The sequence below is a fragment of the Klebsiella sp. GG_Kp175 genome, assembly GCF_040062325.1.
Classification (GTDB): domain Bacteria; phylum Pseudomonadota; class Gammaproteobacteria; order Enterobacterales; family Enterobacteriaceae; genus Klebsiella; species Klebsiella quasipneumoniae.
The window spans coordinates 1-24,304 of the sequence record NZ_JBEAFX010000011.1 but is presented as its reverse complement, the minus strand read 5'-3'; the positions used below and the strand labels follow the sequence as shown (position 1 = coordinate 24,304).

General features: G+C 59.6%; 24 protein-coding genes and 1 pseudogene. 16 read left to right on the top strand and 9 right to left on the bottom strand.

The features are described 5' to 3' along the window. Positions 1 to 19 precede the first annotated feature (19 nt). On the bottom strand, positions 20 to 382 hold the full coding sequence (locus ABLU73_RS15850; protein WP_072140454.1) for a YnfA family protein: 363 nt from the start codon (positions 380 to 382) through the stop codon (positions 20 to 22). Positions 383 to 490: 108 nt separating this feature from the next. Between ABLU73_RS15850 and ABLU73_RS15845 the strand changes: the two genes are divergently transcribed. Then, the gene (locus tag ABLU73_RS15845) at positions 491 to 832 is read left to right on the top strand and encodes a DUF1283 family protein (RefSeq protein WP_004206035.1); all 342 of its coding nucleotides are present in this window, start codon (positions 491 to 493) and stop codon (positions 830 to 832) included. A 66-nt stretch (positions 833 to 898) separates the two neighbouring features. Further along, complete coding sequence (gene speG, locus ABLU73_RS15840; RefSeq protein ID WP_004206037.1) at positions 899 to 1,459, top strand: spermidine N1-acetyltransferase; 561 nt, start codon at positions 899 to 901, stop codon at positions 1,457 to 1,459. Here the strand turns inward: speG and ABLU73_RS15835 are convergent. Further along, positions 1,453 to 2,163 (bottom strand): YnfC family lipoprotein, encoded by a 711-nt coding sequence (locus tag ABLU73_RS15835; protein WP_017900332.1) that lies wholly within the window; start codon positions 2,161 to 2,163, stop codon positions 1,453 to 1,455. The genes speG and ABLU73_RS15835 overlap by 7 nt on opposite strands. A gap of 101 nt (positions 2,164 to 2,264) precedes the next feature. On the opposite strand from ABLU73_RS15835, the gene ABLU73_RS15830 reads away from it, so the two are divergent. The 6 genes and pseudogenes from ABLU73_RS15830 (at position 2,265) to clcB (ending at position 8,686) form a co-directional block, all read left to right on the top strand. Next, on the top strand, positions 2,265 to 2,534 hold the full coding sequence (locus ABLU73_RS15830) for a DUF1161 domain-containing protein (protein WP_023318174.1): 270 nt from the start codon (positions 2,265 to 2,267) through the stop codon (positions 2,532 to 2,534). Between the two features lie 150 nt (positions 2,535 to 2,684). Beyond that, a pseudogene (ynfE, locus tag ABLU73_RS15825) lies at positions 2,685 to 5,120 on the top strand (selenate/tellurate reductase subunit YnfE). Positions 5,121 to 5,130: 10 nt separating this feature from the next. Further along, positions 5,131 to 5,748 (top strand): DMSO/selenate family reductase complex B subunit, encoded by a 618-nt coding sequence (locus ABLU73_RS15820; RefSeq protein WP_017900329.1) that lies wholly within the window; start codon positions 5,131 to 5,133, stop codon positions 5,746 to 5,748. A 1-nt stretch (position 5,749) separates the two neighbouring features. Continuing rightward, positions 5,750 to 6,607: a DmsC/YnfH family molybdoenzyme membrane anchor subunit gene (locus ABLU73_RS15815; protein ID WP_064177869.1), complete on the top strand. Its 858-nt coding sequence runs from the start codon at positions 5,750 to 5,752 to the stop codon at positions 6,605 to 6,607. Between the two features lie 41 nt (positions 6,608 to 6,648). Continuing rightward, entirely contained in the window at positions 6,649 to 7,257 is a 609-nt protein-coding gene (gene dmsD, locus ABLU73_RS15810; protein ID WP_064189717.1) for a Tat proofreading chaperone DmsD, read from the top strand. A 133-nt stretch (positions 7,258 to 7,390) separates the two neighbouring features. Continuing rightward, positions 7,391 to 8,686 (top strand): voltage-gated ClC-type chloride channel ClcB, encoded by a 1,296-nt coding sequence (clcB, locus tag ABLU73_RS15805; protein WP_264924091.1) that lies wholly within the window; start codon positions 7,391 to 7,393, stop codon positions 8,684 to 8,686. Here the strand turns inward: clcB and bioD are convergent. The 3 genes from bioD to ABLU73_RS15790 form a co-directional block, all read right to left on the bottom strand. After that, entirely contained in the window at positions 8,639 to 9,334 is a 696-nt protein-coding gene (gene bioD, locus ABLU73_RS15800; RefSeq protein WP_004206045.1) for a dethiobiotin synthase, read from the bottom strand. The genes clcB and bioD overlap by 48 nt on opposite strands. Before the next feature lie 127 nt (positions 9,335 to 9,461). Then, complete coding sequence (mlc, locus tag ABLU73_RS15795) at positions 9,462 to 10,682, bottom strand: sugar metabolism global transcriptional regulator Mlc (protein WP_043519663.1); 1,221 nt, start codon at positions 10,680 to 10,682, stop codon at positions 9,462 to 9,464. Between the two features lie 124 nt (positions 10,683 to 10,806). Beyond that, positions 10,807 to 11,709 (bottom strand): LysR family transcriptional regulator, encoded by a 903-nt coding sequence (locus tag ABLU73_RS15790; protein ID WP_004206047.1) that lies wholly within the window; start codon positions 11,707 to 11,709, stop codon positions 10,807 to 10,809. 130 nt (positions 11,710 to 11,839) lie between these two features. On the opposite strand from ABLU73_RS15790, the gene ABLU73_RS15785 reads away from it, so the two are divergent. Beyond that, positions 11,840 to 13,090, top strand: coding sequence for an MFS transporter (locus tag ABLU73_RS15785; RefSeq protein ID WP_004206049.1), 1,251 nt, complete (start codon positions 11,840 to 11,842; stop codon positions 13,088 to 13,090). Between the two features lie 30 nt (positions 13,091 to 13,120). On the opposite strand, the gene ABLU73_RS15780 is transcribed toward ABLU73_RS15785, so the two are convergent. Beyond that, on the bottom strand, positions 13,121 to 13,213 hold the full coding sequence (locus tag ABLU73_RS15780; RefSeq protein ID WP_212578774.1) for a KPN_01571 family protein: 93 nt from the start codon (positions 13,211 to 13,213) through the stop codon (positions 13,121 to 13,123). Positions 13,214 to 13,440: 227 nt separating this feature from the next. On the opposite strand from ABLU73_RS15780, the gene ABLU73_RS15775 reads away from it, so the two are divergent. From ABLU73_RS15775 to ABLU73_RS15765, 3 genes are all read left to right on the top strand, one after another. After that, positions 13,441 to 14,928, top strand: coding sequence for a carboxypeptidase M32 (locus ABLU73_RS15775; RefSeq protein ID WP_065877696.1), 1,488 nt, complete (start codon positions 13,441 to 13,443; stop codon positions 14,926 to 14,928). A 164-nt stretch (positions 14,929 to 15,092) separates the two neighbouring features. Beyond that, positions 15,093 to 15,512: an acid resistance repetitive basic protein Asr gene (asr, locus tag ABLU73_RS15770; protein ID WP_053810423.1), complete on the top strand. Its 420-nt coding sequence runs from the start codon at positions 15,093 to 15,095 to the stop codon at positions 15,510 to 15,512. A 940-nt stretch (positions 15,513 to 16,452) separates the two neighbouring features. Further along, entirely contained in the window at positions 16,453 to 17,265 is an 813-nt protein-coding gene (locus ABLU73_RS15765) for a serine protease (RefSeq protein WP_004206054.1), read from the top strand. Here ABLU73_RS15765 and ABLU73_RS15760 read toward each other — a convergent pair whose 3' ends face one another. Then, positions 17,266 to 19,368 carry a bifunctional diguanylate cyclase/phosphodiesterase gene (locus tag ABLU73_RS15760; RefSeq protein ID WP_348850275.1) on the bottom strand — a complete coding sequence of 701 codons (2,103 nt, stop codon included), beginning with the start codon at positions 19,366 to 19,368 and terminating at the stop codon, positions 17,266 to 17,268. It abuts the gene before it with no gap. Between ABLU73_RS15760 and ABLU73_RS15755 the strand changes: the two genes are divergently transcribed. Then, positions 19,340 to 19,453, top strand: a complete 114-nt coding sequence (locus tag ABLU73_RS15755; protein ID WP_224052065.1) for an ArsR family transcriptional regulator — start codon at positions 19,340 to 19,342, stop codon at positions 19,451 to 19,453. The two genes, ABLU73_RS15760 and ABLU73_RS15755, sit on opposite strands and share 29 nt — an antisense overlap. 74 nt (positions 19,454 to 19,527) lie before the next feature. Here ABLU73_RS15755 and kpnF read toward each other — a convergent pair whose 3' ends face one another. Together kpnF and kpnE are read right to left on the bottom strand one after the other, a co-directional pair. Beyond that, entirely contained in the window at positions 19,528 to 19,857 is a 330-nt protein-coding gene (kpnF, locus tag ABLU73_RS15750; protein ID WP_004206057.1) for a multidrug efflux SMR transporter subunit KpnF, read from the bottom strand. Next, positions 19,844 to 20,206, bottom strand: coding sequence for a multidrug efflux SMR transporter subunit KpnE (gene kpnE / locus ABLU73_RS15745; protein ID WP_004206058.1), 363 nt, complete (start codon positions 20,204 to 20,206; stop codon positions 19,844 to 19,846). Before kpnE ends, kpnF begins: the two co-directional genes overlap by 14 nt. Before the next feature lie 442 nt (positions 20,207 to 20,648). On the opposite strand from kpnE, the gene ABLU73_RS15740 reads away from it, so the two are divergent. The 3 genes from ABLU73_RS15740 to ABLU73_RS15730 form a co-directional block, all read left to right on the top strand. After that, the gene (locus ABLU73_RS15740; protein WP_049092628.1) at positions 20,649 to 21,683 is read left to right on the top strand and encodes an AI-2E family transporter; all 1,035 of its coding nucleotides are present in this window, start codon (positions 20,649 to 20,651) and stop codon (positions 21,681 to 21,683) included. Between the two features lie 221 nt (positions 21,684 to 21,904). Continuing rightward, positions 21,905 to 23,560 carry a malonate decarboxylase subunit alpha gene (mdcA, locus tag ABLU73_RS15735; protein ID WP_017900319.1) on the top strand — a complete coding sequence of 552 codons (1,656 nt, stop codon included), beginning with the start codon at positions 21,905 to 21,907 and terminating at the stop codon, positions 23,558 to 23,560. Beyond that, the coding region (locus ABLU73_RS15730) for a triphosphoribosyl-dephospho-CoA synthase (RefSeq protein WP_348850273.1) at positions 23,560 to 24,304 on the top strand (745 nt) is incomplete at its 3' end. The genes mdcA and ABLU73_RS15730, both read left to right, overlap by 1 nt.

Genomic DNA, 24,304 nt, shown 5'->3' with positions numbered 1-24,304 from the left:
GGGATCACATTAGACGGGCTTATGCCCGTCCCCAGCCCGCCACGATGATCAGCATCCCGCACAGCGCGATGGCCGCCCCCGCCCAGTCATAATGGGTTAATTTGACTCCGTCAACGACCCGCAGCCAGAGCAATGCGGTACAAACATACACGCCACCGTAGGCGGCATATACCCGCCCGCTGGCGGTTGGATGGAGCGTCAGGAGCCAGACGAACAGCCCCAGCGCCAGGCCGGCGGGGATCAGCAGCAGCGGCGTGGCCCCGCGTTTTAACCATAGCCACGGCAGATAGCAGCCGACGATTTCACACAGAGCGGTGGCAAAGAACAGCAGCGTGGTTTTGAGCATTAAAAGATTCGTAAAAGAGACAAAGCGTTGAACTATTCTACGCGATAATAGCCCTTTCCCTATGCTGTTTTGTCGGCTATGCCCGGCAAAACAGCTGTAGTAAACTTAACCTGAGGGTTAATCCATCACCTAAAGGAAATCGTGATGAACATGACACTGAACAAACGCTGGTGCCTGACCGCCATTCTGGCGTTAAGCGCCGTGGTCTATACCTCCAGCTCATTCGCAGCCACCGACCGGCTGGTGATTGAGTCAGGCGACAGCGCGCAAAGCCGTCAGCAGGCGTCGATGGAAAAAGAGCAATGGAACGACACCCGCAGCCTGCGCCAGAAGGTGAACAAACGGGCGGAAAAAGAGTGGGACAAAACCGATGTCGCCTTTGACGCGCAGGATAACTGCCAGAAGAGCGCCAACGTCAATGCCTACTGGGAACCAAACACCCTGCGCTGCCTTGACCGCCGTACCGGCCGGGCGATCAATCCCTGAGCACGCTGGCGCCTGCGGGCGCCGCCTTTCCGTCCCCTCTTTTCCGCTTTGACCACAGGAATTCCCATGACCGACGCGCTACACGTCAGACTCCGCCCCCTTGAGCGCGAAGATTTGCGCTTTGTTCACCAGCTCGACAACAACGCCAGCGTGATGCGCTACTGGTTTGAAGAGCCCTATGAAGCCTTCGTTGAGCTTTCCGATCTGTACGACAAGCATATTCACGACCAAAGCGAGCGTCGCTTTGTGATCGAATGCAATGGCGATAAAGCCGGACTGGTGGAGCTGGTTGAAATCAACCATGTGCACCGCCGGGCCGAGTTCCAGATCATCATCTCGCCCGACTTCCAGGGAAAAGGCCTCGCCACCCGCGCCGCGCGGCTGGCGATGGACTATGGCTTTACCGTGCTCAATCTGTATAAGCTGTATCTGATTGTCGATAAAGAGAATGAAAAAGCGATCCATATTTACCGCAAGCTCGGCTTTATGGTCGAGGGTGAACTGATCCATGAGTTTTTCATTAACGGCGAGTATCGCAACACCATCCGCATGTGTCTGTTCCAGCATCAGTATCTGGCGGAACACAAAACGCCGGGGCCGTCCCTGCTGAAGCCGACGGCTCAGTAATAATCAATGCGGTTTTTAATCGTGTAGTGGCGGGTCAGCGGCGGCTGGACGCTTTCATCGATCACCTGCAGCTCACAGCTCAGCGGATTGTCATGGCGATCGTAGTCGCAGGTCTGGCGCACTGTGCCCAGCGTGCGGTCGTTGAAGGTGCTGATGGCGGTATAGTCCATTTTCTTGCGCGGATCCTTCGACGGCGTGGAGGCAACGGTAAATCGCTCCTCTTTGGCGGTGGTGGTTTTCCCCAGCGGATAGCCATCGCTGTCGTAGCGGTAGGTGGCGGTGGTCTCTTTGCCGCGGGCGCTAATAATAAAGCCGTTATCATCCGTTTCCCAGCTCACGCCGGTGGCGGGCATCTCCGCCAGCTGACATTTCCCCTGCAGACGCAGCCGCTTCTCATGGGTGCGGCCATCGACGTAATAGTTGGCGTCCAGCAGCAGCGTAGCGCCGGTGTTATTCTCCACATCCTCCAGCGTCAACAGATCGAAACATCCCTCTTTTGACAGCTGCGCGCTCACCTTTTTGACCACCACATCGTGTTCGTCCAGTAGGGTCTGGCTAAAATCTTTCACCGGTCCGCGCAGCGGATCGAACTCAAACTCATTGGAAAAACTCGCCATCTCCGGGGTGAAGGCTTCCGGGACGCTTTCGCGGTCGCACGCCGTCAGCAACAGCGCGGTCGGGATCAGCCAATACAGTCTTTTCACAGGTGATTCCTTTTGTGTACATCCAATCATATTAGCAAATACAATTGTTTACACCAGTTCTGCTATGCTTAAATCTGGATAACATCGATAAGGAGCGTAAGATGAAACTATCCCTCTGGACAGGCGCCGCGCTGCTGCTGTGCTCCACGACCGTACTGGCGGCCCCCGACTCCTGTGAACGGGTCAAAAATGATATTCAACAGAAGATCATGAACAATGGCGTACCGGAAACGGCCTTCAGTCTGGCCATTGTGCCCAACGATCAGGCGGACCAGCCCGGCGCTCAGGTGGTCGGTCATTGCGCCAATGACACCTTCAAAATCACCTACACCCGTAACAGCGACAGTCCCGCCGAAAACGACGCACAGTAAGGCCGCTTTGCTTTCAAACGAAAGATCTTATCCCTGCATTGACCAGGGATAAGATCTGCCGGCTACCCATAACGTATTATCGCTCACCCCGGCGTCTGTTAATGACGCGGCGGCCCTTCTCCGCCCAGCATAACCATCATGGAGTGAGCAATGTCGAATCAGGAATCTTCCGGTGGCGTCACCCGACGCGCGTTACTTAAATCCACAGCCCTCGGTTCTCTGGCGCTGGCCGCCGGCGGGCTTCCCCTGCCCTTTACGCTGCGCAGCGCCGCGGCGGCGGTACCGCAGGCTGGCGGCGGCGACACCCGCATTGTCTGGGGCGCCTGTTCGGTCAACTGCGGCAGCCGCTGCGCCCTGCGGTTGCACGTGCGTGATGATGAAGTGGTGTATGTCGAAACGGATAACACCGGCGACGACCGCTATGGCGATCACCAGGTCCGCGCCTGCCTGCGCGGGCGTTCGATTCGCCGGCGCATCAACCACCCGGATCGCCTTAACTATCCGATGAAGCGCGTGGGAAAACGCGGAGAAGGTAAATTTGAGCGTATCAGCTGGCAGGAAGCGCTGGATACCCTTGCTGACCGCCTGAAGCGCGTCGTCGCGGAATATGGCAACGAAGCCGTGTACATTAACTACTCATCAGGAATTGTCGGCGGGAACATCACTCGCTCCTCGCCTTCCGCTTCGCCGGTGGCGCGGCTGATGAACTGCTAAGGCGGCTCGCTTAACCAGTACGGTACCTACAGCACCGCGCAGATCGCCTGCGCCATGCCCTACACCTACGGCAGTAACGACGGCAACAGCACCTCAGATATTGAAAACAGCAAGCTGGTGGTGATGTTCGGCAACAACCCGGCGGAAACCCGCATGAGCGGCGGCGGCATTACCTGGTATCTGGAACAGGCCCGCGAGCGCTCCAACGCGCGGATGATCGTTATCGATCCGCGCTACACCGATACCGCCGCCGGTCGCGAAGATGAGTGGATCCCCATTCGCCCCGGCACGGACGCCGCGCTGGTCGCCGGTATCGCCTGGGTGTTGATTAACGAGAATCTGGTGGATCAGCCGTTCCTTGATAAATACTGCGTCGGCTACGATGAGAAGACGCTGCCGGCCGGGGCGCCTGAGAATGGCCACTATAAAGCCTATATCCTCGGCGAGGGCGACGACGGCGTCGCCAAAACGCCGCAGTGGGCCTCGCGTATCACCGGCATCCCAGCCGATCGCATCATTAAGCTGGCGCGCGACATCGGCATGAGCAAACCGGCCTACATCTGCCAGGGCTGGGGGCCGCAGCGCCAGGCCAACGGCGAGCTCTCGGCCCGGGCGATCGCCATGCTGCCGATCTTAACCGGCAACGTCGGCATTAACGGCGGCAACAGCGGCGCCCGCGAATCGACCTACACCATCACCATCGAGCGTCTGCCGGTGCTGGAAAATCCGGTGAAAACCGCCATCTCCTGCTTCACCTGGACCGACGCCATCGCCCGTGGTCCGGAAATGACCGCCACCCGCGACGGCGTGCGCGGCAAAGAGAAGCTGGATGTGCCGATCAAATTCCTGTGGAACTACGCGGGCAACACCCTCATCAACCAGCACTCCGACATCAATAAGACCCACGATATTCTGCAGGACGAGAGCAAGTGCGAAACCATCGTGGTCATCGACAACTTTATGACCTCGTCGGCGAAATACGCCGACCTGCTGCTGCCCGACCTGATGACCGTTGAGCAAGAGGATATCATTCCCAACGATTACGCCGGCAATATGGGCTATCTGATTTTCATCCAGCCCGCCACCTCGGCGAAGTTTGAACGCAAACCGATTTACTGGATCTTAAGCGAAGTGGCGAAACGGCTCGGCGACGATGTCTACCAGCGTTTTACCGAGGGGCGCACGCAGGCGCAGTGGCTGCAGCATCTGTACGCCAAAATGGTGGCGAAAGATCCGGCGCTGCCGGCCTACGAGGAGCTGAAGCGAATGGGCATCTACAAACGCAAGGATCCGAACGGCCACTTCGTCGCCTATCGCGACTTCCGCCGCGATCCCGAAGCGCATCCGCTCAACACCCCGTCCGGCAAAATTGAGATCTACTCCAGCCGGCTCGCCGAGATTGCCGCCCGCTGGCAGCTGGAGAAAGACGACGTCATCAGCCCGCTGCCGGTCTACGCCTCCACATTTGAAGGCTGGGACGATCCGCTGCGCAGTCAGTATCCGCTGCAGCTGTTTGGATTCCACTATAAGGCGCGTACCCATTCCAGCTACGGCAACGTGGATGTGCTGCAGGCCGCCTGCCGTCAGGAAGTGTGGATCAACCCGCTTGACGCAGAAAAACGCGGGATTAATAACGGCGATCTGGTGCGGGTGTTCAACCAGCGCGGCGAAGTCCGGCTGCCGGCGAAAGTGACGCCGCGCATCATGCCGGGCGTGTCGGCGATGGGCCAGGGCGCGTGGCACGACGCCAATATGGCCGGCGACCGGGTTGACCATGGCGCCTGTATGAATACCCTGACCACCCAACGCCCGTCGCCGCTGGCGAAAGGGAATCCGCAGCATACCAACCTGGTCGATATCGAGAAGGTTTAAGGAGTAAACCATGAGCACGCAATATGGATTCTTTATCGACTCCGCTCGCTGTACCGGGTGCAAAACCTGCGAGCTGGCCTGTAAGGACTATAAAAACCTGACCCCGGAAGTCAGTTTCCGTCGCATCTACGAGTACGCCGGCGGCGACTGGCAGGAGGACAACGGCGTCTGGCAGCAGAACGTTTTTGCCTATTACCTCTCCATCGCCTGTAACCACTGCGCCGATCCGGCCTGCACCAAAGTCTGCCCGAGCGGGGCGATGCACAAGCGCGAAGACGGTTTTGTGGTGGTGGATGAAGAGGTGTGCATCGGCTGCCGCTACTGTCATATGGCCTGCCCGTACGGCGCGCCGCAGTACAACGCCGACAAAGGCCATATGACCAAGTGCGACGGCTGTCATGAGCGCGTCGCCGAGGGGAAGAAGCCGGTCTGCGTCGAGTCCTGCCCGTTGCGGGCGCTCGATTTCGGGCCGATTGCTGAACTGCGTGCTAAGCACGGCCAACTGGCGGCGGTAGCCCCGCTGCCCTCGGCGCACTTCACTCAGCCGAGCATCGCGATCAACCCTAACCGCAACGCCCGGCCGTGTGGCGATACCACCGGTTATCTGGCAAACCCGAAGGAGGTGTGAGATGGGAAGCGGATGGCATGAATGGCCGCTGGTGCTGTTTACGGTACTGGGGCAATGCGTGGTGGGCGCGACACTCTTCAGCGGTCTGGTCTGGCTCGAGCTGGCGGACCAGCGCGAAGCGCGGCAGCGTCTGGTGCGCAGCATGTTTTTTATCTGGCTACTGATGGGGATCGGCTTTCTCGCTTCAGTTATGCATCTCGGTTCGCCACTGCGCGCGTTTAACTCGCTGAACCGCGTCGGCGCCTCGGCGCTGAGCAACGAAATCGCCAGCGGCGCCTTGTTTTTCGCTGTGGGCGGATTCTGGTGGCTGCTGGCAGTGCTGGAAAAAATGCCGGCGGCGCTGGGCAAAATCTGGCTGGTGATCACCCTGCTGTTGGGGCTGCTGTTTATCCTCGCGATGACCCGGGTTTATCAAATCGATACTGTACCGACATGGTACACTGGCTACACCACCAGCGCCTTCTTCCTGACGGTACTCCTTAGCGGGCCGCTGTTCGCCGCCCTGCTGTTGCAAATGGCGAAAGTCGACGTTAACGGCTGGTTTATTGCTGGGTTGAGCGTGGCCGCGCTGGTCATCATCGCCGCGGTGATCGTCATGCAAAGCGCCGGGCTCAGTACTATTCACAGCTCCGTTCAGCAGGCGGCCAGCCTGTTGCCGAATTACGGCAGACTGCAGGCCTTACGCCTGATCCTGCTGGCGCTGGGACTCGGCTGCTGGCTGTGCCCGCTGATCCGTCGCCAGCCGCCGCGCGCGGCGGGGCTACTGGCTGGTCTGCTGCTGGTCTTGATTGCTGAATGTATTGGCCGCGGCCTGTTTTATGGGCTACATATGACCGTCGGTATGGCGGTTGCCGGTTAATGAGACGGCGCGCCGGCGCGCGCCGCAGAAAGGAATAAGTGATGATGCCGTTCCCACACCGCGACGCCGTCGCGTTAAGCGCCCGTACCCTGGGCGCGTTGTTCTCTTATGCGCCGAATAACGCGCAAATCGCGCCGCTGGTCGCCGCCTTCCAGGACGGCAGCTGGCAGCAACAGTGGCCCTACCCGGTTGCCGCCCCGCTGGCATCGGGGTTTGCCGCGTCGGCTGAAGAGTCGTTGCCGGAAGCCTGGCAGCGCCTGTTTATCGGACCATGGGCCCTGCCGGCGCCGCCATGGGGATCCGTCTGGCTGGATAAAGAATCGGTGCTGTTCGGCGAATCCACGCTGGCCCTGCGCGAATGGATGCGCGCGAACGGCATCGCACTGGACGCCAATCGCAACGAGCCGGAAGACCATTTCGGCACCCTGCTGCTGCTGGCGGCGTGGCTGTGCGAAACGGAGCAGGAGGCGTTGTTTGGCCAGCTGCTGGCCTGGCATCTGCTGCCGTGGTCCGGACGCTTCCTGAGCGTCTTTGTCGAACGCGCTGCCCACCCCTTCTACCAGGCGCTGGGTCAGCTGGCGCAGGCGACCCTGGCGCAGTGGCAGGAGAATCTGCCGATCGCCGTGGCGGAAAAGCCGCTCTATCGCTAATCCCTTTACCGCGCCGGTAGTCGGCGCGGTTTCCTTATTTGCACGCCTGACCGTGACCCGCACTTATCGCTTTTGCATATAAGGTTATTCCCTATCACAATAAGGCCATGTTTTCCGAATCTCGCCATGACCGATGCACCGTCTTCATCCCTATCCTGACGTGCAGGTGATGTTTCGTCGCCTGCTGATCGCCACGCTGATTGGCCTGCTCGCCGCCCTGGCGGTGGCCCTGTTTCGCCATGCCATGGTGGTGCTGGAAACGCTGTTTCTCGGTAACGACAGCGGGAGCCTGGTCAACGCCGCGCAGTCGCTGCCGGCGTGGCGGCGGCTGATTACCCCGGCGCTGGGGGGACTGGCGGCAGGGACACTTCTCTGGCTCTGGCAGCGGCGCAGCATTGCCCGCCCGCGCGCCGCCACCGATTATATGGAAGCCCTGGAAACCGGGGACGGTTGCTTCGATACGCCGGCAAGCCTGGTGAAGTCGCTGGCCTCGCTGCTGGTGGTGGTCACCGGTAGCGCGATTGGCCGGGAAGGCGCCATGATCCTGCTGGCCGCGCTGGCGGCCTCGCTGTTCGCCCGCCGCTTCACGCCGCAGGCAGAATGGAAGCTGTGGGTCGCCTGCGGCGCCGCCGCCGGGATGGCCAGCGCCTATCATGCCCCGCTGGCCGGCAGCCTGTTTATCGCTGAAATTCTCTTTGGCACGCTGATGCTGGCCTCGCTTGGGCCGGTTGTCATCTCGGCGGTGATCGCCCTACTGCTCACCCAGTTTCTCAACGGCGGCGCCGCGCCGCTGTACCATGTCGTTCTGCAGAAGGACCTCAGCGCGCTGCACTATGGCCTGATGCTCGCCACCGGACTGCTGGCCGGGTTGTGCGGGCCGCTGTTTATCTGGCTGATGGACTACAGCCACCGCGGGTTCGTCAGGCTGAAGCTGGCGCCGCCGTGGCAGCTGGCGCTGGGCGGGCTGTTAGTCGGCGGCTTATCGCTCATCACTCCGGCGGTGTGGGGCAACGGCTACAGCGTGGTGCAAAGCTATCTCCTGCTGCCGCCGCCCGGCGCGCTGCTGGTGGCGGTATTCCTGTGCAAACTGCTGGCGGTGCTGGCCAGCAGTGGCTCCGGCGCGCCGGGCGGGGTGTTTACCCCCACGCTGTTTGTTGGTCTGGCGATGGGCATGCTGTTTGCCCGCTTCAGCGGGCTGTGGCTACCGGGGGATCAGGAGATGGCTTTGATGATGGGACTGACCGGCATGGCGGCGTTTCTTGCCGCCACCACCCATGCGCCCATTATGTCGACCCTGATGATTTGTGAGATGACCGGGCAGTATACGCTGCTTCCCGGCCTGTTGATCACCTGCGTGGTGGCGTCGGTGCTGTCGCGGACGTTACGCCGGGATTCGATCTATCGCCATCACGTTGCCGAGCATGTCTAAGTCGACGTAGCGGCTTAGCTCACGCTGCTCGGCGCGCGGCAGATACGGCAGCTCGCCAATGAGCGGCGCCGGCAGCTTTTTGCTGAGCACATCGATGATTTCGGCGTAGTGCGCCAGACCGGGGTTAATGCGGTTGGCCACCCAGCCGATCAGCGGTAGCCCGTCATTGGCGATCGCCTGGGCCGTCAGCAGCGCATGGTTGATGCACCCTTCCTGGATCCCCACCACCATCAGCACCGGGAGCTGCTCCTGTACCACCCATTCGGAGAGCGGTCGCAGGTCGTTCATCAGGCTGCGCCAGCCGCCGGTGCCTTCAACCACCACATGTTCAACCTGCCCGGTCAGCCGCTGCAAACCATCCGACAGCAGACCGTAGTTGATCGGGCAGCTGTGCGCCACGCTGCTTTCGTCTTCGCTTAAGGCGATGGGATTGACAGCCTCATAGGGTAACGCCAGCGTGGAGACGCTCTGCAGCACCAGCGCGTCTTTGTTACGCAAACCGTCCGGCGTCTCTTTGCTGCCCTTCGCCACAGGCTTGTACCCGGCCACGCTTTTGCCTCTGGCAGCAAGTGCCTGCAACAGCGCACGGGAAACCACTGTCTTCCCGACAGAGGTGTCTGTACCTGTAATAAAGAAACGCTTAAACATCACTAACCCCACAGTTTTGTCGATGAAATATACGGGAGAGAAATAATCAACAGTGGGCAAAGTCTACGTGAAGCCGCTGGGGGTCAGCTTGAGATAGCGCAATTTTTGGTGTGACTATGAAAAAATGTTAACCCTGTAACAGTCGTATGAGTAAGGATCCGTTATAGAGCGCATCCTTGACCAACGCCGCGCCAGCCATCGTTCCGCGGTTGGAGAACTGGGTGCATTCAACCGCGATATGCTGGCTGTAGGCCGGGAGTGATTGTTGCCGAATGCAGCTGGAAATTGCCGGAAAAAGAATGTCTGCCGCCAGGTTAAACGGCGAGCCAATCAGGATTTTCTGCGGGTTAAACAGATTGACCATGATCGCCAGAATGCGGCCGACGTGATTACCGACGCCGCTGATAATGTCCCGGGCCAGCAGATCGCCCTGCAGCGCCGCCTGACATAGCCACTCCACGCTCAGCGGACGCTGATGCAGTAGCGAGCTCATCGACTGCGCCATCCGCATCTGCGCCAGCTCCAGCACGCTCTCCACGCTGGCGATCGTTTCCAAACAGCCATGGTTGCCGCAGTAGCAGCGTTTGCCGTAGGGGTCGACCTGGGTATGACCGATCTCCACGAGACTGCTGCTGCCGGCGTGCAGCAGACGTCCATCGGTGATAACCCCGGCGCCGACGTTGTGATCGATCACTACCTGAATGACGTCCCGGGCGCCGCGCGAGGCGCCAAACAGCGATTCCGCCATGGTCCAGGCGCTGATGTCATGCTGAATATAGACCGGCACCCCGGTATGGTTGGCCAGCGTTTCGCCCAACGGGACGTCTTTGACTTCTTCATAAAACGGCATGCGATGAATAATGCCGTTTTCAGTATCAATGATACCCGGCATCGTGATGGCGATGGAGGTGAGACGTTCCAGTTTCTTCTGGTGGCGAATAAAGAAGCGATCGATATGGTCGATAATCCGCGTCAGAAACGGCGTGCTGTCGGCAAGCGCCAGCTCCAGCTGCTCCTCCACCACCAGCTGGCTGCTTAAATCACGCAGCGAAAGGTGGATCTCGCCGCGGCTGATGCGCACCGCCAGATAGTGCCATGCCTCGGTTTCCACCATCAGCCCCACCGCCGGCCGCCCGCGGCTGCCGGGCTCCTGAATTTCGGTCTCCTGCACCAGGTGCGCTTCCAGCATTTCGCGGACAATTTTGGTGATGCTGGCGGGCGCCAGTTGCGCAAATCGGGAGAGGTCGATACGCGATACCGGGCCGAGCTGATCAATCAGGCGATAGACGGCGCCCGCATTGGTCTGCTTGATTTGATCGATATGGCCTGGTTGACTATCCGCTACCACCATTGACTCCCTTTATTTTCGCGCTTCGAAATAAACTTTCGGCTATGGTGAAGCACTTCGATGGTGAACGTCAAATTTTTGCTTAGCCTTGTGATTTACCGCACATTTCCAGCCCATTTTTGCTTCAATTGCGCTCGCTTTTCCAGGCCAGCAGCGTGTCACGAAAGCGTTTTGCCAGCGCTCCCTGCTCATGGTGTTTCGACCACACCAGCCACATCTCTGACACCGCATCCTGTTCGTCGATCGGCAGCCAGCGCATTTCGCTGAGCTGCACGCGCTGAAAGGAGGCCGGCAGGATCGACACCCCCAGCCCGGCGGCCACCAGGCCAATAATGGTCATCGCCTCCCCCACCTCCTGGGCAATCACCGGCGTATGGCCGTAGCGGCGCAGCAGGCCAAGGATATCGTCATACAGGCCGGTACCGACATGCGGGTCGAAAAAGACGAACGGCTCCCGCGCCAGCGCCGCCAGGCTGACCGAGGGCAGGCGGGCCAGCGGATGGTCCGCCGGGACCATCGCCAGCAGCGGCTCACGCAGGACCCGCTGCCACGCCAGGGTGTCCGGCAGTTGGGTATTACGCAACAGGCCAAGGTCGAGGGCCCCCTCGCTCAACGGGACAATCTGTTCGCGGGTATTGGTCTCGCGGGTGAGAATATGCACATCCGGGTAGCGCTGACGAAACAGCGACAGCGTATCGGATACCGCCTTGATGAAAGGGGCCGAGGAGGTAAAGCCGATACGCAGTTCGCCCGTTTCCCCATGGTGCAGGCGGGCGGCGCGGGCGGCGGCGTCCTCCACCTGGGCGAGAATTTGTCGGCTGTCGGCGAGAAACTGTTTGCCCGCCGCCGTCAGGCTGACGCTGCGGTTGGTGCGGGCGAACAGGCGGGCGCCGGTCTGCTGCTCGAGGATCTGAATTTGCTGGCTTAACGGCGGTTGAGAGATGTTCAGTCGCGCCGCGGCGCGGCCAAAATGCAGCTCCTCGGCGACGGCGACAAAGTAGCGCAGATGACGCAACTCGATATTCATATTTAAAACGTCTTATTTGAGATTATTAATATATTAGACAGAATATTTACATTTTCATACCCTAAAAATGTGAGCTGAATGGTCACAACACTCTGTTGGTAAGCAGCAACTTCTATCCAAGGAATTCTCTGTGAGTCGTACAACAACCGTTGACACCGTGCCGGCGGACGAGGTCAGCGTCGCTGGTGCATCCCGCCCGGATCAATTTATTAAGCGCGGCACCCCGCAGTTTATGCGCGTCACTCTCGCGCTGTTCTCCGCCGGTCTGGCCACCTTTGCCCTGCTCTATTGCGTGCAGCCGATCCTGCCGGTGCTGTCGAACGAGTTCGGCGTATCGCCGGCCAGCAGCAGTATCTCTCTCTCCATTTCCACGGCGATGCTGGCGGTGGGCCTGCTGTTTACCGGCCCGCTATCGGACGCCATTGGCCGCAAGCCGGTGATGGTCACCGCCTTGCTGCTGGCCGCCTGCTGCTCGCTGTTGTCGACCATGATGACCAGCTGGCACGGCATCCTGATTATGCGCGCCCTGATCGGCCTGTCGTTGAGCGGCGTGGCGGCGGTCGGCATGACCTACCTGAGCGAGGAGATCCACCCCAGCTTCGTGGCCTTCTCCATGGGACTCTATATCAGCGGCAACTCCATCGGCGGCATGAGCGGCCGCTTGCTCACCGGGGTCTTTACCGATTTCTTCGGCTGGCGCGTGGCGCTGGCGGTGATCAGCGGCTTCGCTCTGGCAGCGGCGATTATGTTCTGGCGTATCCTGCCCGAGTCGCGCCATTTCCGCCCGACCTCGCTGCGGCCAAAAACGCTGCTGATTAATTTCCGCCTGCACTGGCGCGATCGCGGCCTGCCGCTGCTGTTCGTCGAAGGTTTCCTGCTGATGGGGGCCTTTGTCACTCTGTTTAACTACATTGGCTACCGTCTGATGATGTCGCCGTGGTCGTTAAGCCAGGCGGTGGTGGGTCTGCTGTCGGTGGCGTATCTCACCGGCACCTGGAGCTCGCCGAAAGCGGGCGCCATGACCGTACGCTATGGCCGCGGTCCGGTGATGCTCGGCTTTACCGGCGTGATGCTTTGCGGCCTGCTGATGACGCTCTTTTCTTCCCTGTGGCTGATTTTCATCGGCATGCTGCTGTTCTCCGCCGGCTTCTTCGCCGCGCATTCCGTCGCCAGCAGCTGGATTGGCCCACGCGCGCGCCGCGCCCGCGGTCAGGCGTCATCGCTATATCTGTTCAGCTATTATCTTGGCTCAAGCCTGGCAGGGACGTTAGGCGGGGTGTTCTGGCACCGCTACGGCTGGAACGGCGTCGGCGGATTTATCGCGCTGCTGCTCCTTGCCGCGCTGTTGACCGGCACTTGCCTGTATCGCCGACTAAAATAATCGCCCGTGACGTGGCCTGCGGGCCACGTTTCACCACATGCCCATGATAGATGACAAGCCCATCAGCTCTCTGACGGCATCAACGGACAGTAAGGCAATAAACAGCCAGTTGAACGGATTCATAAACCACCCCCGAACCTCCAGACCTGTGTAATCGATCACAGTTTAGTCACGATACGTTACCGATTTCTGCAATACCGCTCACAGAGCCACGCTTTTTTTCCTGCTATCTCCCGGCTGATGCTATACCACGCCTCCTGCGCGCAACGCTCGACCCGCCAGGCGTATCAGGATAGTGTAGAGGCATACCGATAATCTGTTCATTCACCTGTCACGGACCGAACGCTACTATGACTGAAAATACGCCTTATCAGCAGCTTACCCGCACGTTTCAGCGCCTGTCGCGCTTTTCGCATCTCTCCGCCATCGCCGGCTGGGATATGTTCGCCATGATGCCTCCGGGCGGTAGCGCCGCCCGCGGCGAAGCGCTGGCGGAACTCGGCGTGCTACAGCATCAGATCCTGACCGATAAAAAAGTGGGCCAATGGCTGCAGGCGGCCCGCCAGCAGGATCTCAACGACCTCGAACAGGCCAACCTGCGGGAAATGCAGCGTCAGTACGATCAGGCGGCGCTGCTGCCGGAAAGCCTGGTGGAGGCCAAATCACTGGCCGGTAGCCGTTGCGAACATGCCTGGCGCAGCCAGCGGCCGGCTAACGACTGGGCTGGCTTTGCCGAAAATCTGCGTGAGGTGGTCAGACTGAGCCGCGAGGAAGCGCAGATCCGCGCCGACGCCCGGGGAGGCTCACGCTATGACGCGCTGCTTGATATTTTCGAACCGGATATGACCAGCGCCCGGCTGGACAGCCTGTTTGCCGACCTCAAGTCATGGCTGCCGTCCCTGCTGCGGCAAGCGGTCGACAAGCAGGCGACGCGAACTTTGATCGCCCCTCAGGGGCCGTTCCCGATCCCTGAGCAACGCGAGCTGGGCCTGCAGGCGATGCGCATCCTCGGCTTTGACTTTGACGGCGGGCGTCTGGACATCAGCGCCCACCCGTTCTGTGGCGGCGTCCCTCAGGATGTGCGCATCACCACCCGCTACAACGAAAACGACCTGCTCAGCGCCCTGTTCGGCGTGATCCACGAGACCGGCCACGCCCGCTATGAGCAGAATCTGCCTCGCCCGTGGGTCGACCAGCCGGTAGGACTGGCCCGCTCTACCGCTATCCATGAATCGCAAAGCCTGTTCTTTGAAATGCAGCTGGGACGCAGCGAGCGCTTCCTCCACCGCCTGTTGCCGGCGGTGCGCGAACGCTTTGGCGATCGGCCGGCCTTTAGCGAGGAGAATTTTGTCGCCTGGAACCAGCGGGTGAAACCAGGCTTTATTCGCGTTGATGCCGATGAGGTCAGCTACCCGGCGCATGTGATCCTGCGCTATGAAATTGAACGCGCGCTGATCGATGGCGAGATCGAGGTGGAAGATATTCCGTCGCTGTGGGATGAGAAAATGCAGCACTGGCTGGGACTGTCGACCACCGGCAACTACCGGGACGGCTGTATGCAGGATATTCACTGGACCGACGGCGGCTTCGGCTACTTCCCTTCCTATACGCTGGGGGCGATGTACGCCGCGCAGCTGATGGCCGCCGCCCGCCGCGCGCTGCCGACGTTAGACCGCGATATCGCGGAAGGGGATTTCAGCGCCCTGTTTGACTGGCTGCGGCAGAATATCTGGCAGCATGGCAGCCGCTTCACCACCTCGCAGCTGATCCAGCAGGCCACCGGAGAGGATCTTAACAGCCGCTACTTCCGCGACCACCTTACCGCCCGCTATCTGTAATCGTCCGCGCCGGGCTGCCCGGCGCGTCCTTCGCTCCTCGCCTTGTACATTCGGTTACACGCCGATACCAAACACTCACGGAAAGCCCGAAAAGACAAGCATATAGTAATTTCACCGGCCCCGCAGTGGGGTTGAAATTAAGAAAACTTTTCGAGGATATCAGAATGAAAAAAGTATTAGCTCTGGTCGTTGCCGCTGCTATGGGTCTCTCTTCCGCCGCTTTCGCTGCTGACGCAGTAAGCACCACTCAGGCGCCTGCTGCTACCCACAGCGCTGCTGCCAAGACCACCCATCATAAAAAACACCATAAAGCCGCAGCAAAACCAGCTGCAGAGCAGAAAGCTCAGGCAGCCAAAAAACACAAGAAAGCTGAAGCGAAACCAGCCGCTGCCCAGAAAGCCCAGGCCGCTAAAAAACACAAAAAAGCAGAAGCTAAACCAGCCGCTCCGCAGAAAGCCCAGGCCGCTAAAAAGCACCACAAAGCTGCCGCTAAACCGGTAGCCCAGAAAGCCCAGGCAGCGAAAAAACACCACAAAACCACCAAACACCAGGCCGCTAAACCTGCTGCACAGCCGGCAGCATAATTCCTCCCGGTGAACCAACCTTCTTAAATAATCGGCGCTGTTTCAGCGCCGTTTTTTCTGGAGAGCACTATGCTGCGGCGCTATCGTTTTGAGCTCATCCTGATCCTGTTAATCATTTGCGCAGTGGTTGCGACCCGCTTTTTCCTCTATTAATTGTTTCGCCCCCTCTCCCGTTTTGCCGCCTGGCGCAGACTTCCCGGAAGGTGAATGTCGCGTAAATATTATTGCCTGCCTCTTACCACTCTCTGTACCCTGCCGCTGCCAGCGGCGCAAATAATGCCCGGCGCCCGAAGACGCCAGACACGTTAGCAAGAAACCATCGCGCGCCTGGCTCCCACGCGGCGGCCAGACTCATCACAAAGCACGTACCGCTTCCATCACCAGATAGCCGGTTGCGCCCCAGATGGCCACGGAGACCAGGGAAACATAGACCAGTGCGCGAATACCTTTTTTAGACATATACCCTCCGAACGCCGGGGAAATAGAATTCAGGCTATCATCGCCGGTATTACCTCTCTATTTACTCAACGGCGGGGTGACGGTAACAATGTTTTCGGTGAGAAAATGTTTCGCATTGAAAATTATTACGTGAGGCGTAAAGAAGTGCGAATTCTGGTGAAGTTCTGGCGGGTAAACGTATTATTTTTGCGCATTCCGCTGACAAACCAGGAATAACCTTAAAGAAGTGTTGCTGCATTATTCGCCAATTTCAGTACGTTCTGATACACGAATGTTCTTGCGCCAGACCGCGCTTTCTGCGGAAATAGCAGCAGAAGGTTACTGGTATTAACCGATTGAAATCAGACGGTTTTACCCGCGCCAGGGCCCACCGCGCGCAGATGAGACATGCCGTTTGGCCTGATAAGAATTATTGTTTACTTTCATAAACTTAAATCTCCTGCTACTGTCAATAGACATCATAGCCTCCCCAGAGAGTGATATGCGTAGAAACGTTCTGTTATTACTGTGTTCATTTTATCTGTTACCTCTGGGCGCACATGCCGATGATAACGGACTGAGCGCCAAAGATATTAAGACGTTGTTTTTCGGTCACGATGACCGTAAAGCGGTGAGCCGTCCGGAGGAGAGCCCGTGGGACGCGATTGGCCAGCTGGAGACCGCCAGCGGCAATCTGTGCACGGCGACGCTCATCTCCCCCAACCTGGCGCTGACCGCGGGCCACTGCCTGTTAACGCCCCCGCGCGGCAAGCCGGATAAAGCGGTCGCTCTGCGCTTTATTTCCCGCAAGGGGAACTGGGTGTATGAGATCCACGGCATTGACGGACGAGTGGATCCCGGGTTAGGCAAGCGCCTGAAAGCCGACGGCGACGGCTGGATCGTTCCCTCCGCCGCGGCGCCCTCGGATTTTGGCCTGATCGTGCTGCGCTATGCTCCCTCAGGCATCACGCCGATCCCGCTCTTCCCCGGCAGTAAGGCCGATTTAACCGCGGCGCTGAAGGCGGCGGACCGGAAAGTGACCCAGTCAGGTTATCCTGAAGATCATCTGGATAATCTTTATAGCCACCAGGACTGCATCGTCACCGGCTGGGCGCAAAACAGCGTTCTGTCGCACCAGTGTGACACCCTGCCCGGCGACAGCGGCTCGCCGCTGCTGCTGAAAACCGCAGACGGCTGGCAAGTGATCGCCGTGCAAAGTTCGGCTCCCGGCCCGCAGGATCGCTGGCGAGCGGACAACCGCGCCATCGCGGTGACCGGCTTTCGCGATAAGCTGGAGGCGCTGGCCGGAGAGTAATTACCCCTGCTGCTGGCGCCGCTGCAACAGGTCGGCGATCGGCATCGGTTTACTGAAGTAAAAGCCCTGTAGCCGGTCGCAACCGGCCCGCCGCAGCAGCGCCAGCTGTTGCGGATCTTCAACCCCCTCAGCCACGACCGTCATCCCCAGCGCGCGGGCGATGCGCACCGTGCCGCGCACCATCTCCGCCGCCTGCGCATCACAGTCCACCCGCCCGGCGAGGGATTTGTCAATCTTCAGGCTGTCAAAACGAAAGCGGCGTAAATAGCCGATGCTCGAATAACCGGTGCCAAAATCGTCCAGCGCCACGGCGATGCCCTGGGCCTTCAGATTCTCCACCACCGCCTGCGAACGTTCCGGATTTTCCAGCACATAACTCTCCGTCACCTCCACTTGCAGGCGTGACGGCGGAAAGCGGCAGGCAGCGACCGTCTCCATCACCCGGCTTTCAAAAGCCGGATCGCGAAATTGCGCCGGGGAGATATTCACCGACAGCAGCAGATCGCTCACCGGCTGCAGATCGCTGCAGGCACGTTGCAGAACGAACTGGCCGAGGGTGTCAATCAGGCCGCTGCTCTCGGCAATGGCGATAAATGCATCCGGCGCCAGCGCACCCTGCGGGCGACGCGGCCAGCGCAGCAGCGCTTCAACGCCGGTCATCGTCAGGGTATCGGCATCGACTACCGGCTGATACCAGACCTCAAATTCATCCTGCTCCAGCCCCTGACGGATGCCATTCTCGATCATCAGCTGATGACGTCGCACGGCATCCAGCGCATCGTCATACCAGGCCGTCTGCCCCTTGCCGCTCTTCTTGGCGTGGTACATGGCGATATCCGCCCGGCGAAACAGTTCGGTACTGGAGCATTCCGCCGGGGTTCCGCTGGCGATGCCGATGCTGGCGCCGATATAAATTTTGCGTTTGCTCAGTGCCACCGGCGCTTTCAGCAGCTCCAGCGCCGCCCAGGCGAACGCCGCCGCCCGGTCGATCGCTTGTTCGCCGCTCACCGCCATGGCGAATTCATCCCCGCCCATTCTTGCCAGCATGGCCTCCGCCGGCACCCGTTTTTGCAGCGCGCTGGCGATATGGCGGATCAGGGCGTCGCCCACATCGTGGCCATAGTTATCATTCACATCTTTAAATCCGTCCAGATCGATAAACACCACGCACTGCATGTCGTGCTTACTCGTGTCGCACACCTGGCTTAACCGCAGCAGCAGCGCTCGTCGGTTGGGCAGCCGGCTGAGCCAGTCAATCAGGGCGATCTCCCGCGCCTGACGTTCGCCGCGGGCCAGCTTATACATGCCGAGGCTGCTGAACAGAATAAACAGCAGGATCAGGCTGGCGGCCACCCCGGCGATCAGCCGCATACTGCCTGATGAGGCCAGGGCCGCTTCGGCGCCGGGCAGACGCGGCTGCCACGCCAGATAGCCCAGCACCTCGCCTCCCTGCGTGCGCAGCGGAATACGGTGTTCCCCGGGGCTGTCGCTGAGATGGAGATGACTTATCTGGAAGGTGTCGCCTAAACGCTGCAGCAGCTGAGGACTGATGTGCCGGGTAATGACCAGATAGCGCCGGGTATCGTCAGCCACCTGCAGCCGGCCGGTCGTCGGCCGGATCAGGCCGATGCCGACGAAAGCGATCCCTGCCTCGGTGCGCGTGATGCCAGCGAAGGCGTTTTTGCCCTCGCGCAGAGCCTTTGCATGATAACGGATCAGGCTGGTCAGCCCGGCGCCGAGAAATGAAAGGTCTGTCCGGGGCATCACCTGACTCTGAAAGGCGCCCCACAGAATGTGATAATGTTCATCAAGGACAAAGGTGCCGTCGTACAGGTTATTGATTTTGAAGCCCCATCCCCAGGTGTCGTACAGCCATTTTTGATCCAGTCTGGGGGCGTAAGTCTGGGTCACCGCATCGTCCCAGATGGCATTGTCCAGCACCAGGGACAGCACCCGGTTGACCGATGTCTGCACCGCCCCTTCCACCGACAGGACCGAACGCTGCTGGTCAATTTCATTGGATTTGCTGGCAATGAGGTGTTGCGACAGGTAAAGCAGGGAGATCACCGACGCGGTGAGGCCGAGCCCGGCGAGAAAAATCATTATTGACAACGTCCTGGCGGAAGGAATTTTCCGCCAGCCGAAAGCTGTGAACATGCGCAGTCCTCATCGTCACCGGGCACAATAACTGCGGGGCCGGTCTTGAGGTAAGCATACTACAGCGGACCCGTTTTGCCGCCTGGCTTTGCAGGCGGCGCGACGTCAGGCGAGTTTAATTAACACCATGCCGGCAACCAACAGGATGACTCCCGCCCAGCCTTTGTTATTCAGGCGCTGGCCAAACAGCACCCAGCCAGCGGCAATGGTCGCCGCGATACCGAAGCCGCCCCACAGCGCATAGGCAACCGACAGATCGATGCCTTTTACCGCCTGCGAGAGGGCGCTGAATGCGCCCAGCACCGCCGCCAGCGACAGGATGCCATAGACCTTGCGGCGGAAACCGTCGGAAAACTTCAAAAAGACGTTGGCAATAATCTCCAGAACAATGGCGATAGCCAACCAGGCGGCGTGGATCCACTCAAACTGCTGCATGAGCCACCTCCTGCTTCGACGACGCTTTTTTCTGGGTGCCGGACTTAATCAGGACGATCCCCACCACCAGTGTGGTCAGACCGGCTATTTTCAGCAGCGACAAGCTTTCATCAAATAACAGAACGCTGAACAGGGTGATCAGCAAAATGCCAATCCCTTCCCATAACGCGTAAGCCACGCCGAGGGCAATTTTTTTAACTGCAAAGGCGAGAAAAATATATGACAGAGCTATCATGGCTAGCATTAAAATATAGCCGGTATGCCCACCGCTGATGCTTGCCCATTTCATCGACAACGTGCCGGTAATTTCAGCAACAATAGCTAAAGCTAATAAAATCCAATAAAACATGATCCCTTCTCCTGCTTGAGAATATAATCCATTACCGTTTACGCGACGCGTAAACCGGAAAATTTCTGACGTAGATTTCGCTGTGCGCTTGGCGCCAGCTCAGGCAGAAAGAAGGTGACTATAGCGCCGAATGCCAGTGCTGTTCGCCGGCAAAACGGGAAAAAGTGAGGGATACTGCGGGGTGATTTAAAATATACATCCTGAACTGATTGTCCATAAAATTACAATTATCCGCGGTGTTGCTTCTCGTCCGGTGCGGATGGAAATTGTCCTCAGTAGTTAAACACAGGTAGATTTGTAGCATAGTGCTACATTTAATTCAAAGACTTTGCAATTCTTTACGCCGCGGTTTTGCAGCAATGCGTTTTTTCTGAAAAAAAACGTCATTATGCTAATGTAACGCAACCTGTTAACAGGCAAGGAAGATTGAGGACGGGATCCTATGGCTAAACCTATTATTACACTTAACGGACTAAAGATGGTCATCATGCTGGGCATGCTGGTGATCATCCTGACCGGCATTCGCTTTGCGGCAGACATTATTGTCCCGTTTATTCTCGCGATTTTTCTGGCGGTGATCCTTAATCCGCTGGTGCAGCTGCTGGTCCGCTGCCGGGTGCCGCGCGTGCTGGCGATCTCACTGCTGATAGGCCTTATCGTGATGTTAGCCGTTGTGCTGCTGGCCTCGCTGGGGACCTCGCTTAACGAGCTGGCGCGCACCCTGCCGCAGTACCGCAACTATCTCTACGAACCGATGCAAACCATCGCCCCCTGGCTGCAGCGCCTGGGTTTTACCGTCTCGGTGGTGGAGCTTAACAAATACATCGACCCCAACGCCGTGATGACCCTGGTCACCAGTCTGCTCACTCAGCTGTCGAACGCCATGTCCTCGATTTTTCTGCTGCTGCTGACGGTGGTGTTTATGCTGCTGGAGGTGCCGCAGCTCCCCGCTAAACTCCAGCAGCTGATGTCCCGCCCGGTAGAAGGCATGGGGGCTATCCAGCGCGCTATCGACAGCGTATCGCATTATCTGGTGCTGAAGACCGCGATTAGCCTGGTCACCGGGCTGGTGGTCTGGGGGATGCTGGTTCTGCTGGACGTGCGCTTCGCCTTTATGTGGGGGCTACTGGCCTTCGCGCTGAACTATATTCCCAATATCGGTTCCGTACTGGCGGCCATCCCGCCGATCCTGCAGGTGCTGGTGTTCGGCGGCCTGTACGAGGCGCTGGTGGTGCTGGCCGGCTATCTGATCGTTAACCTGGTGTTCGGCAATATTCTCGAACCGCGGATCATGGGGCGCGGCCTGGGGCTCTCCACCCTGGTGGTGTTCCTGTCATTGATCTTCTGGGGCTGGCTGCTGGGTCCGGTCGGTATGCTCCTGTCGGTGCCGTTGACGATTATCGTCAAAATTGCCCTTGAGCAGACCAGCGGCGGGCAGAGCATCGCCTTCTTACTAAGTGATGTGAGCAAACAGTAACCCTTCCCCGGGCCGGTGGCTGACCGGCCCTCCTCTCCTTGTCAGCTGCCGTAGACCGCTACGCCTTTTGTATTATTGATCCTCATCACAAAGGGCCACTCACCATTGTTACTCTCAGGCTAACGATTGGCCGCCGTGCTTAATTGATGCTCCGCGCCCCGCGTCGCACACTACCCTCCACCAGGACAAACAAAACGATTTGTCGAATCAGGAGGTTAATAATGAATGCCGAACAAACGACGGGGCGGGTCTGGAACCGTCGCCGGACGGAAAAGCAACGGCGGCTGGCTGAGGCCAACATCCCGGGCAAAGTCATCCCCACTGACCAGCTGGTCAGCGTACTGGAAAACCTGCTCGCCCCCGGCGACCGGGTGGTGCTGGAAGGCAACAACCAGAAGCAGGCCGATTTTCTCTCCCGCATGCTGGCGGAAGTCAATCCGCAGAAAATCCACGATCTGCATATGATCATGCCCAGCGTCGGGCGCAGCGAGCACCTTGACCTGTTTGAAAAAGGCATCGCCCGTAAGCTCGATTTCTCCTTCTCCGGTACCCAAAGCCTGCGCATTTCGCAGCTGTTGGAAGATGGGCTGCTGGAAATCGGCGCCATTCATACCTATATCGAACTCTACTCCCGCCTGTACGTCGATCTGTCGCCTAACGTCGCGCTGATCGCCGGCTACAAAGCCGACCGCAAAGGTAACCTCTATACCGGGCCGAGTACCGAAGATACCCCGGCGCTGGTGGAGGCCGCCGCCTTCCACGACGGCATTGTTATCGCTCAGGTCAACGAACTGGTGGACGACGAGTGCGATCTGCCCCGCGTCGATATTCCCGGCTCGTGGATTGATTACGTGGTGGTCGCCGACAAGCCGTTCTTTATTGAACCACTGTTCACCCGCGACCCGCGCCTGATTAAGCAAGAACACATTCTGATGGCGATGATGGCGATCAAGGGCATCTACGCAGAGCATCAGGTGCAGTCCCTCAACCACGGGATCGGCTTCAACACCGCCGCCATCGAACTGCTGCTACCGACCTACGGCGAACAGCTCGGCCTGAAAGGCAAAATCTGTAAACACTGGACCCTGAACCCGCATCCGACCCTGATCCCGGCGATCGAGAGCGGCTGGGTGGAGAGCGTGCACTGCTTCGGCGGCGAGCTGGGGATGGAAGAGTACATCCGCGCCCGCCCGGATATCTTCTTTACCGGCCCGGACGGCTCCATGCGTTCCAACCGCGCCTTCTGCCAGCTGGCGGGTCAGTACGCGGTGGATATGTTTATCGGTTCGACCCTGCAGTTGGATGGACTGGCTAACTCCTCGACCGTCACACGCGGCCGCCTTTCCGGCTTCGGCGGCGCGCCGAACATGGGCCACGATCCGCACGGCCGCCGCCACGCTACCCCTGCCTGGCTCAATATGATCACCGAGCCGGACCCAATGCAGCGCGGTAAAAAACTGGTGGTGCAGATGGTCGAAACCTTCCAGGCCGGCGTGAAACCGACCTTCGTTGAGACCCTCGACGCGGTCGACGTGGCCAAAACCTCCGGCATGCCGCTGGCGCCGGTGATGATTTACGGCGATGACGTCACCCACGTGCTGACCGAAGAGGGTATCGCCTATCTGTATCGTGCGGAAAGCCTGGAAGAGCGCCGGGCGATGGTCGCCGCAGTGGCCGGGATCACCGATATTGGCCTCGGGGTGGACGCCAAACGCGTGGCTGCCCTGCGTCAGAGCGGCAAAGTGGTCTACCCGGAAGATCTGGGTATTCGCCGCAGCGAGGCAACCCGTTCACTGCTGGCCGCCGGCAGCGTCGCCGACCTGGTGGAATGGTCCGACGGATTGTACAACCCACCGGCAAAATTCCGGAGCTGGTAATGAAAATTCTCTCTCCCCTGCACGCCGAAAGTCGCGTCAGCTGGCTGGCGGACACCGCCAGCGCCTGCCTGATTGACGAAGCCCGTCTGAGCCCGAAACCGGGTCTGGTCGACAGCCGCGGCAGCGGCGCGCATCAGGACCTCACGCTGGCGCTGATGGAACGCTCCGCCCGCAGCCTGCAGCCGACCTTCCATGCGCTGGCCCAGCAAAGCTGGCGCCGCCCGGCGGATATCGCGCTGCGCGAAACCGTCGGCCGCCTCGGTCGCGAAGGCGAAGCGCAGATGATGCAGGCCACCGGCGGGGTCAATACCCACCGCGGCGCCATCTGGGCGCTGGGGCTGCTGGTCAGCGCGGTGGCGATGTTGGGTGGAGAGGGGCAATCACAGACGATCGCCGACACCGCCGCCGCCCTCGCCCGCCTGCCCGACAGCCTGGCGCCGAAAAGCTTCAGTAAAGGGCTGCGCGCCAGCCGCCGCTGGCAGGTGCCTGGCGCGCGCGAAGAGGCGCAGCGCGGTTTCCCGCATATCACCGCCCTGGCGCTGCCGCAGTTACAGCAAAGCCGCGCCCGGGGCGCCAGCGAGCCGCAGGCGCGACTTGACGCGCTGATGGCCATCATGACCTCGCTGAGCGATACCTGCGTGCTGTCGCGCGCCGGCATGAGCGGCCTGCAGACCATGCAGCAGGGCGCCCGCGAGGTGCTGGCGGCCGGCGGTTGCGCCAGCGTCGCCGGACGCGGCGCCCCGG

Bases quoted from the DNA above. Each gene is read 5' to 3' on its own strand.
- ABLU73_RS15845 (WP_004206035.1), top strand. From the start codon at position 491: ATGAACATGACACTGAACAAACGCTGGTGCCTGACCGCCATTCTGGCG.
- kpnF (WP_004206057.1), bottom strand. From the start codon at position 19,857: ATGCAGCAGTTTGAGTGGATCCACGCCGCCTGGTTGGCTATCGCCATT.
- ABLU73_RS15780 (WP_212578774.1), bottom strand. From the start codon at position 13,213: ATGAATCCGTTCAACTGGCTGTTTATTGCCTTACTGTCCGTTGATGCC.
- ABLU73_RS15830 (WP_023318174.1), top strand. From the start codon at position 2,265: ATGAAACTATCCCTCTGGACAGGCGCCGCGCTGCTGCTGTGCTCCACG.
- speG (WP_004206037.1), top strand. From the start codon at position 899: ATGACCGACGCGCTACACGTCAGACTCCGCCCCCTTGAGCGCGAAGAT.
- mdcA (WP_017900319.1), top strand. From the start codon at position 21,905: ATGAATGCCGAACAAACGACGGGGCGGGTCTGGAACCGTCGCCGGACG.
- kpnE (WP_004206058.1), bottom strand. From the start codon at position 20,206: ATGTTTTATTGGATTTTATTAGCTTTAGCTATTGTTGCTGAAATTACC.
- ABLU73_RS15775 (WP_065877696.1), top strand. From the start codon at position 13,441: ATGACTGAAAATACGCCTTATCAGCAGCTTACCCGCACGTTTCAGCGC.
- ABLU73_RS15820 (WP_017900329.1), top strand. From the start codon at position 5,131: ATGAGCACGCAATATGGATTCTTTATCGACTCCGCTCGCTGTACCGGG.
- ABLU73_RS15760 (WP_348850275.1), bottom strand. From the start codon at position 19,368: ATGATTTTTCTCGCCGGGCTCGGCCTCACCGCGTCGGTGATCTCCCTG.
- clcB (WP_264924091.1), top strand. From the start codon at position 7,391: ATGCACCGTCTTCATCCCTATCCTGACGTGCAGGTGATGTTTCGTCGC.
- bioD (WP_004206045.1), bottom strand. From the start codon at position 9,334: ATGTTTAAGCGTTTCTTTATTACAGGTACAGACACCTCTGTCGGGAAG.
- ABLU73_RS15765 (WP_004206054.1), top strand. From the start codon at position 16,453: ATGCGTAGAAACGTTCTGTTATTACTGTGTTCATTTTATCTGTTACCT.
- ABLU73_RS15815 (WP_064177869.1), top strand. From the start codon at position 5,750: ATGGGAAGCGGATGGCATGAATGGCCGCTGGTGCTGTTTACGGTACTG.
- ABLU73_RS15740 (WP_049092628.1), top strand. From the start codon at position 20,649: ATGGCTAAACCTATTATTACACTTAACGGACTAAAGATGGTCATCATG.
- dmsD (WP_064189717.1), top strand. From the start codon at position 6,649: ATGATGCCGTTCCCACACCGCGACGCCGTCGCGTTAAGCGCCCGTACC.
- asr (WP_053810423.1), top strand. From the start codon at position 15,093: ATGAAAAAAGTATTAGCTCTGGTCGTTGCCGCTGCTATGGGTCTCTCT.
- ABLU73_RS15790 (WP_004206047.1), bottom strand. From the start codon at position 11,709: ATGAATATCGAGTTGCGTCATCTGCGCTACTTTGTCGCCGTCGCCGAG.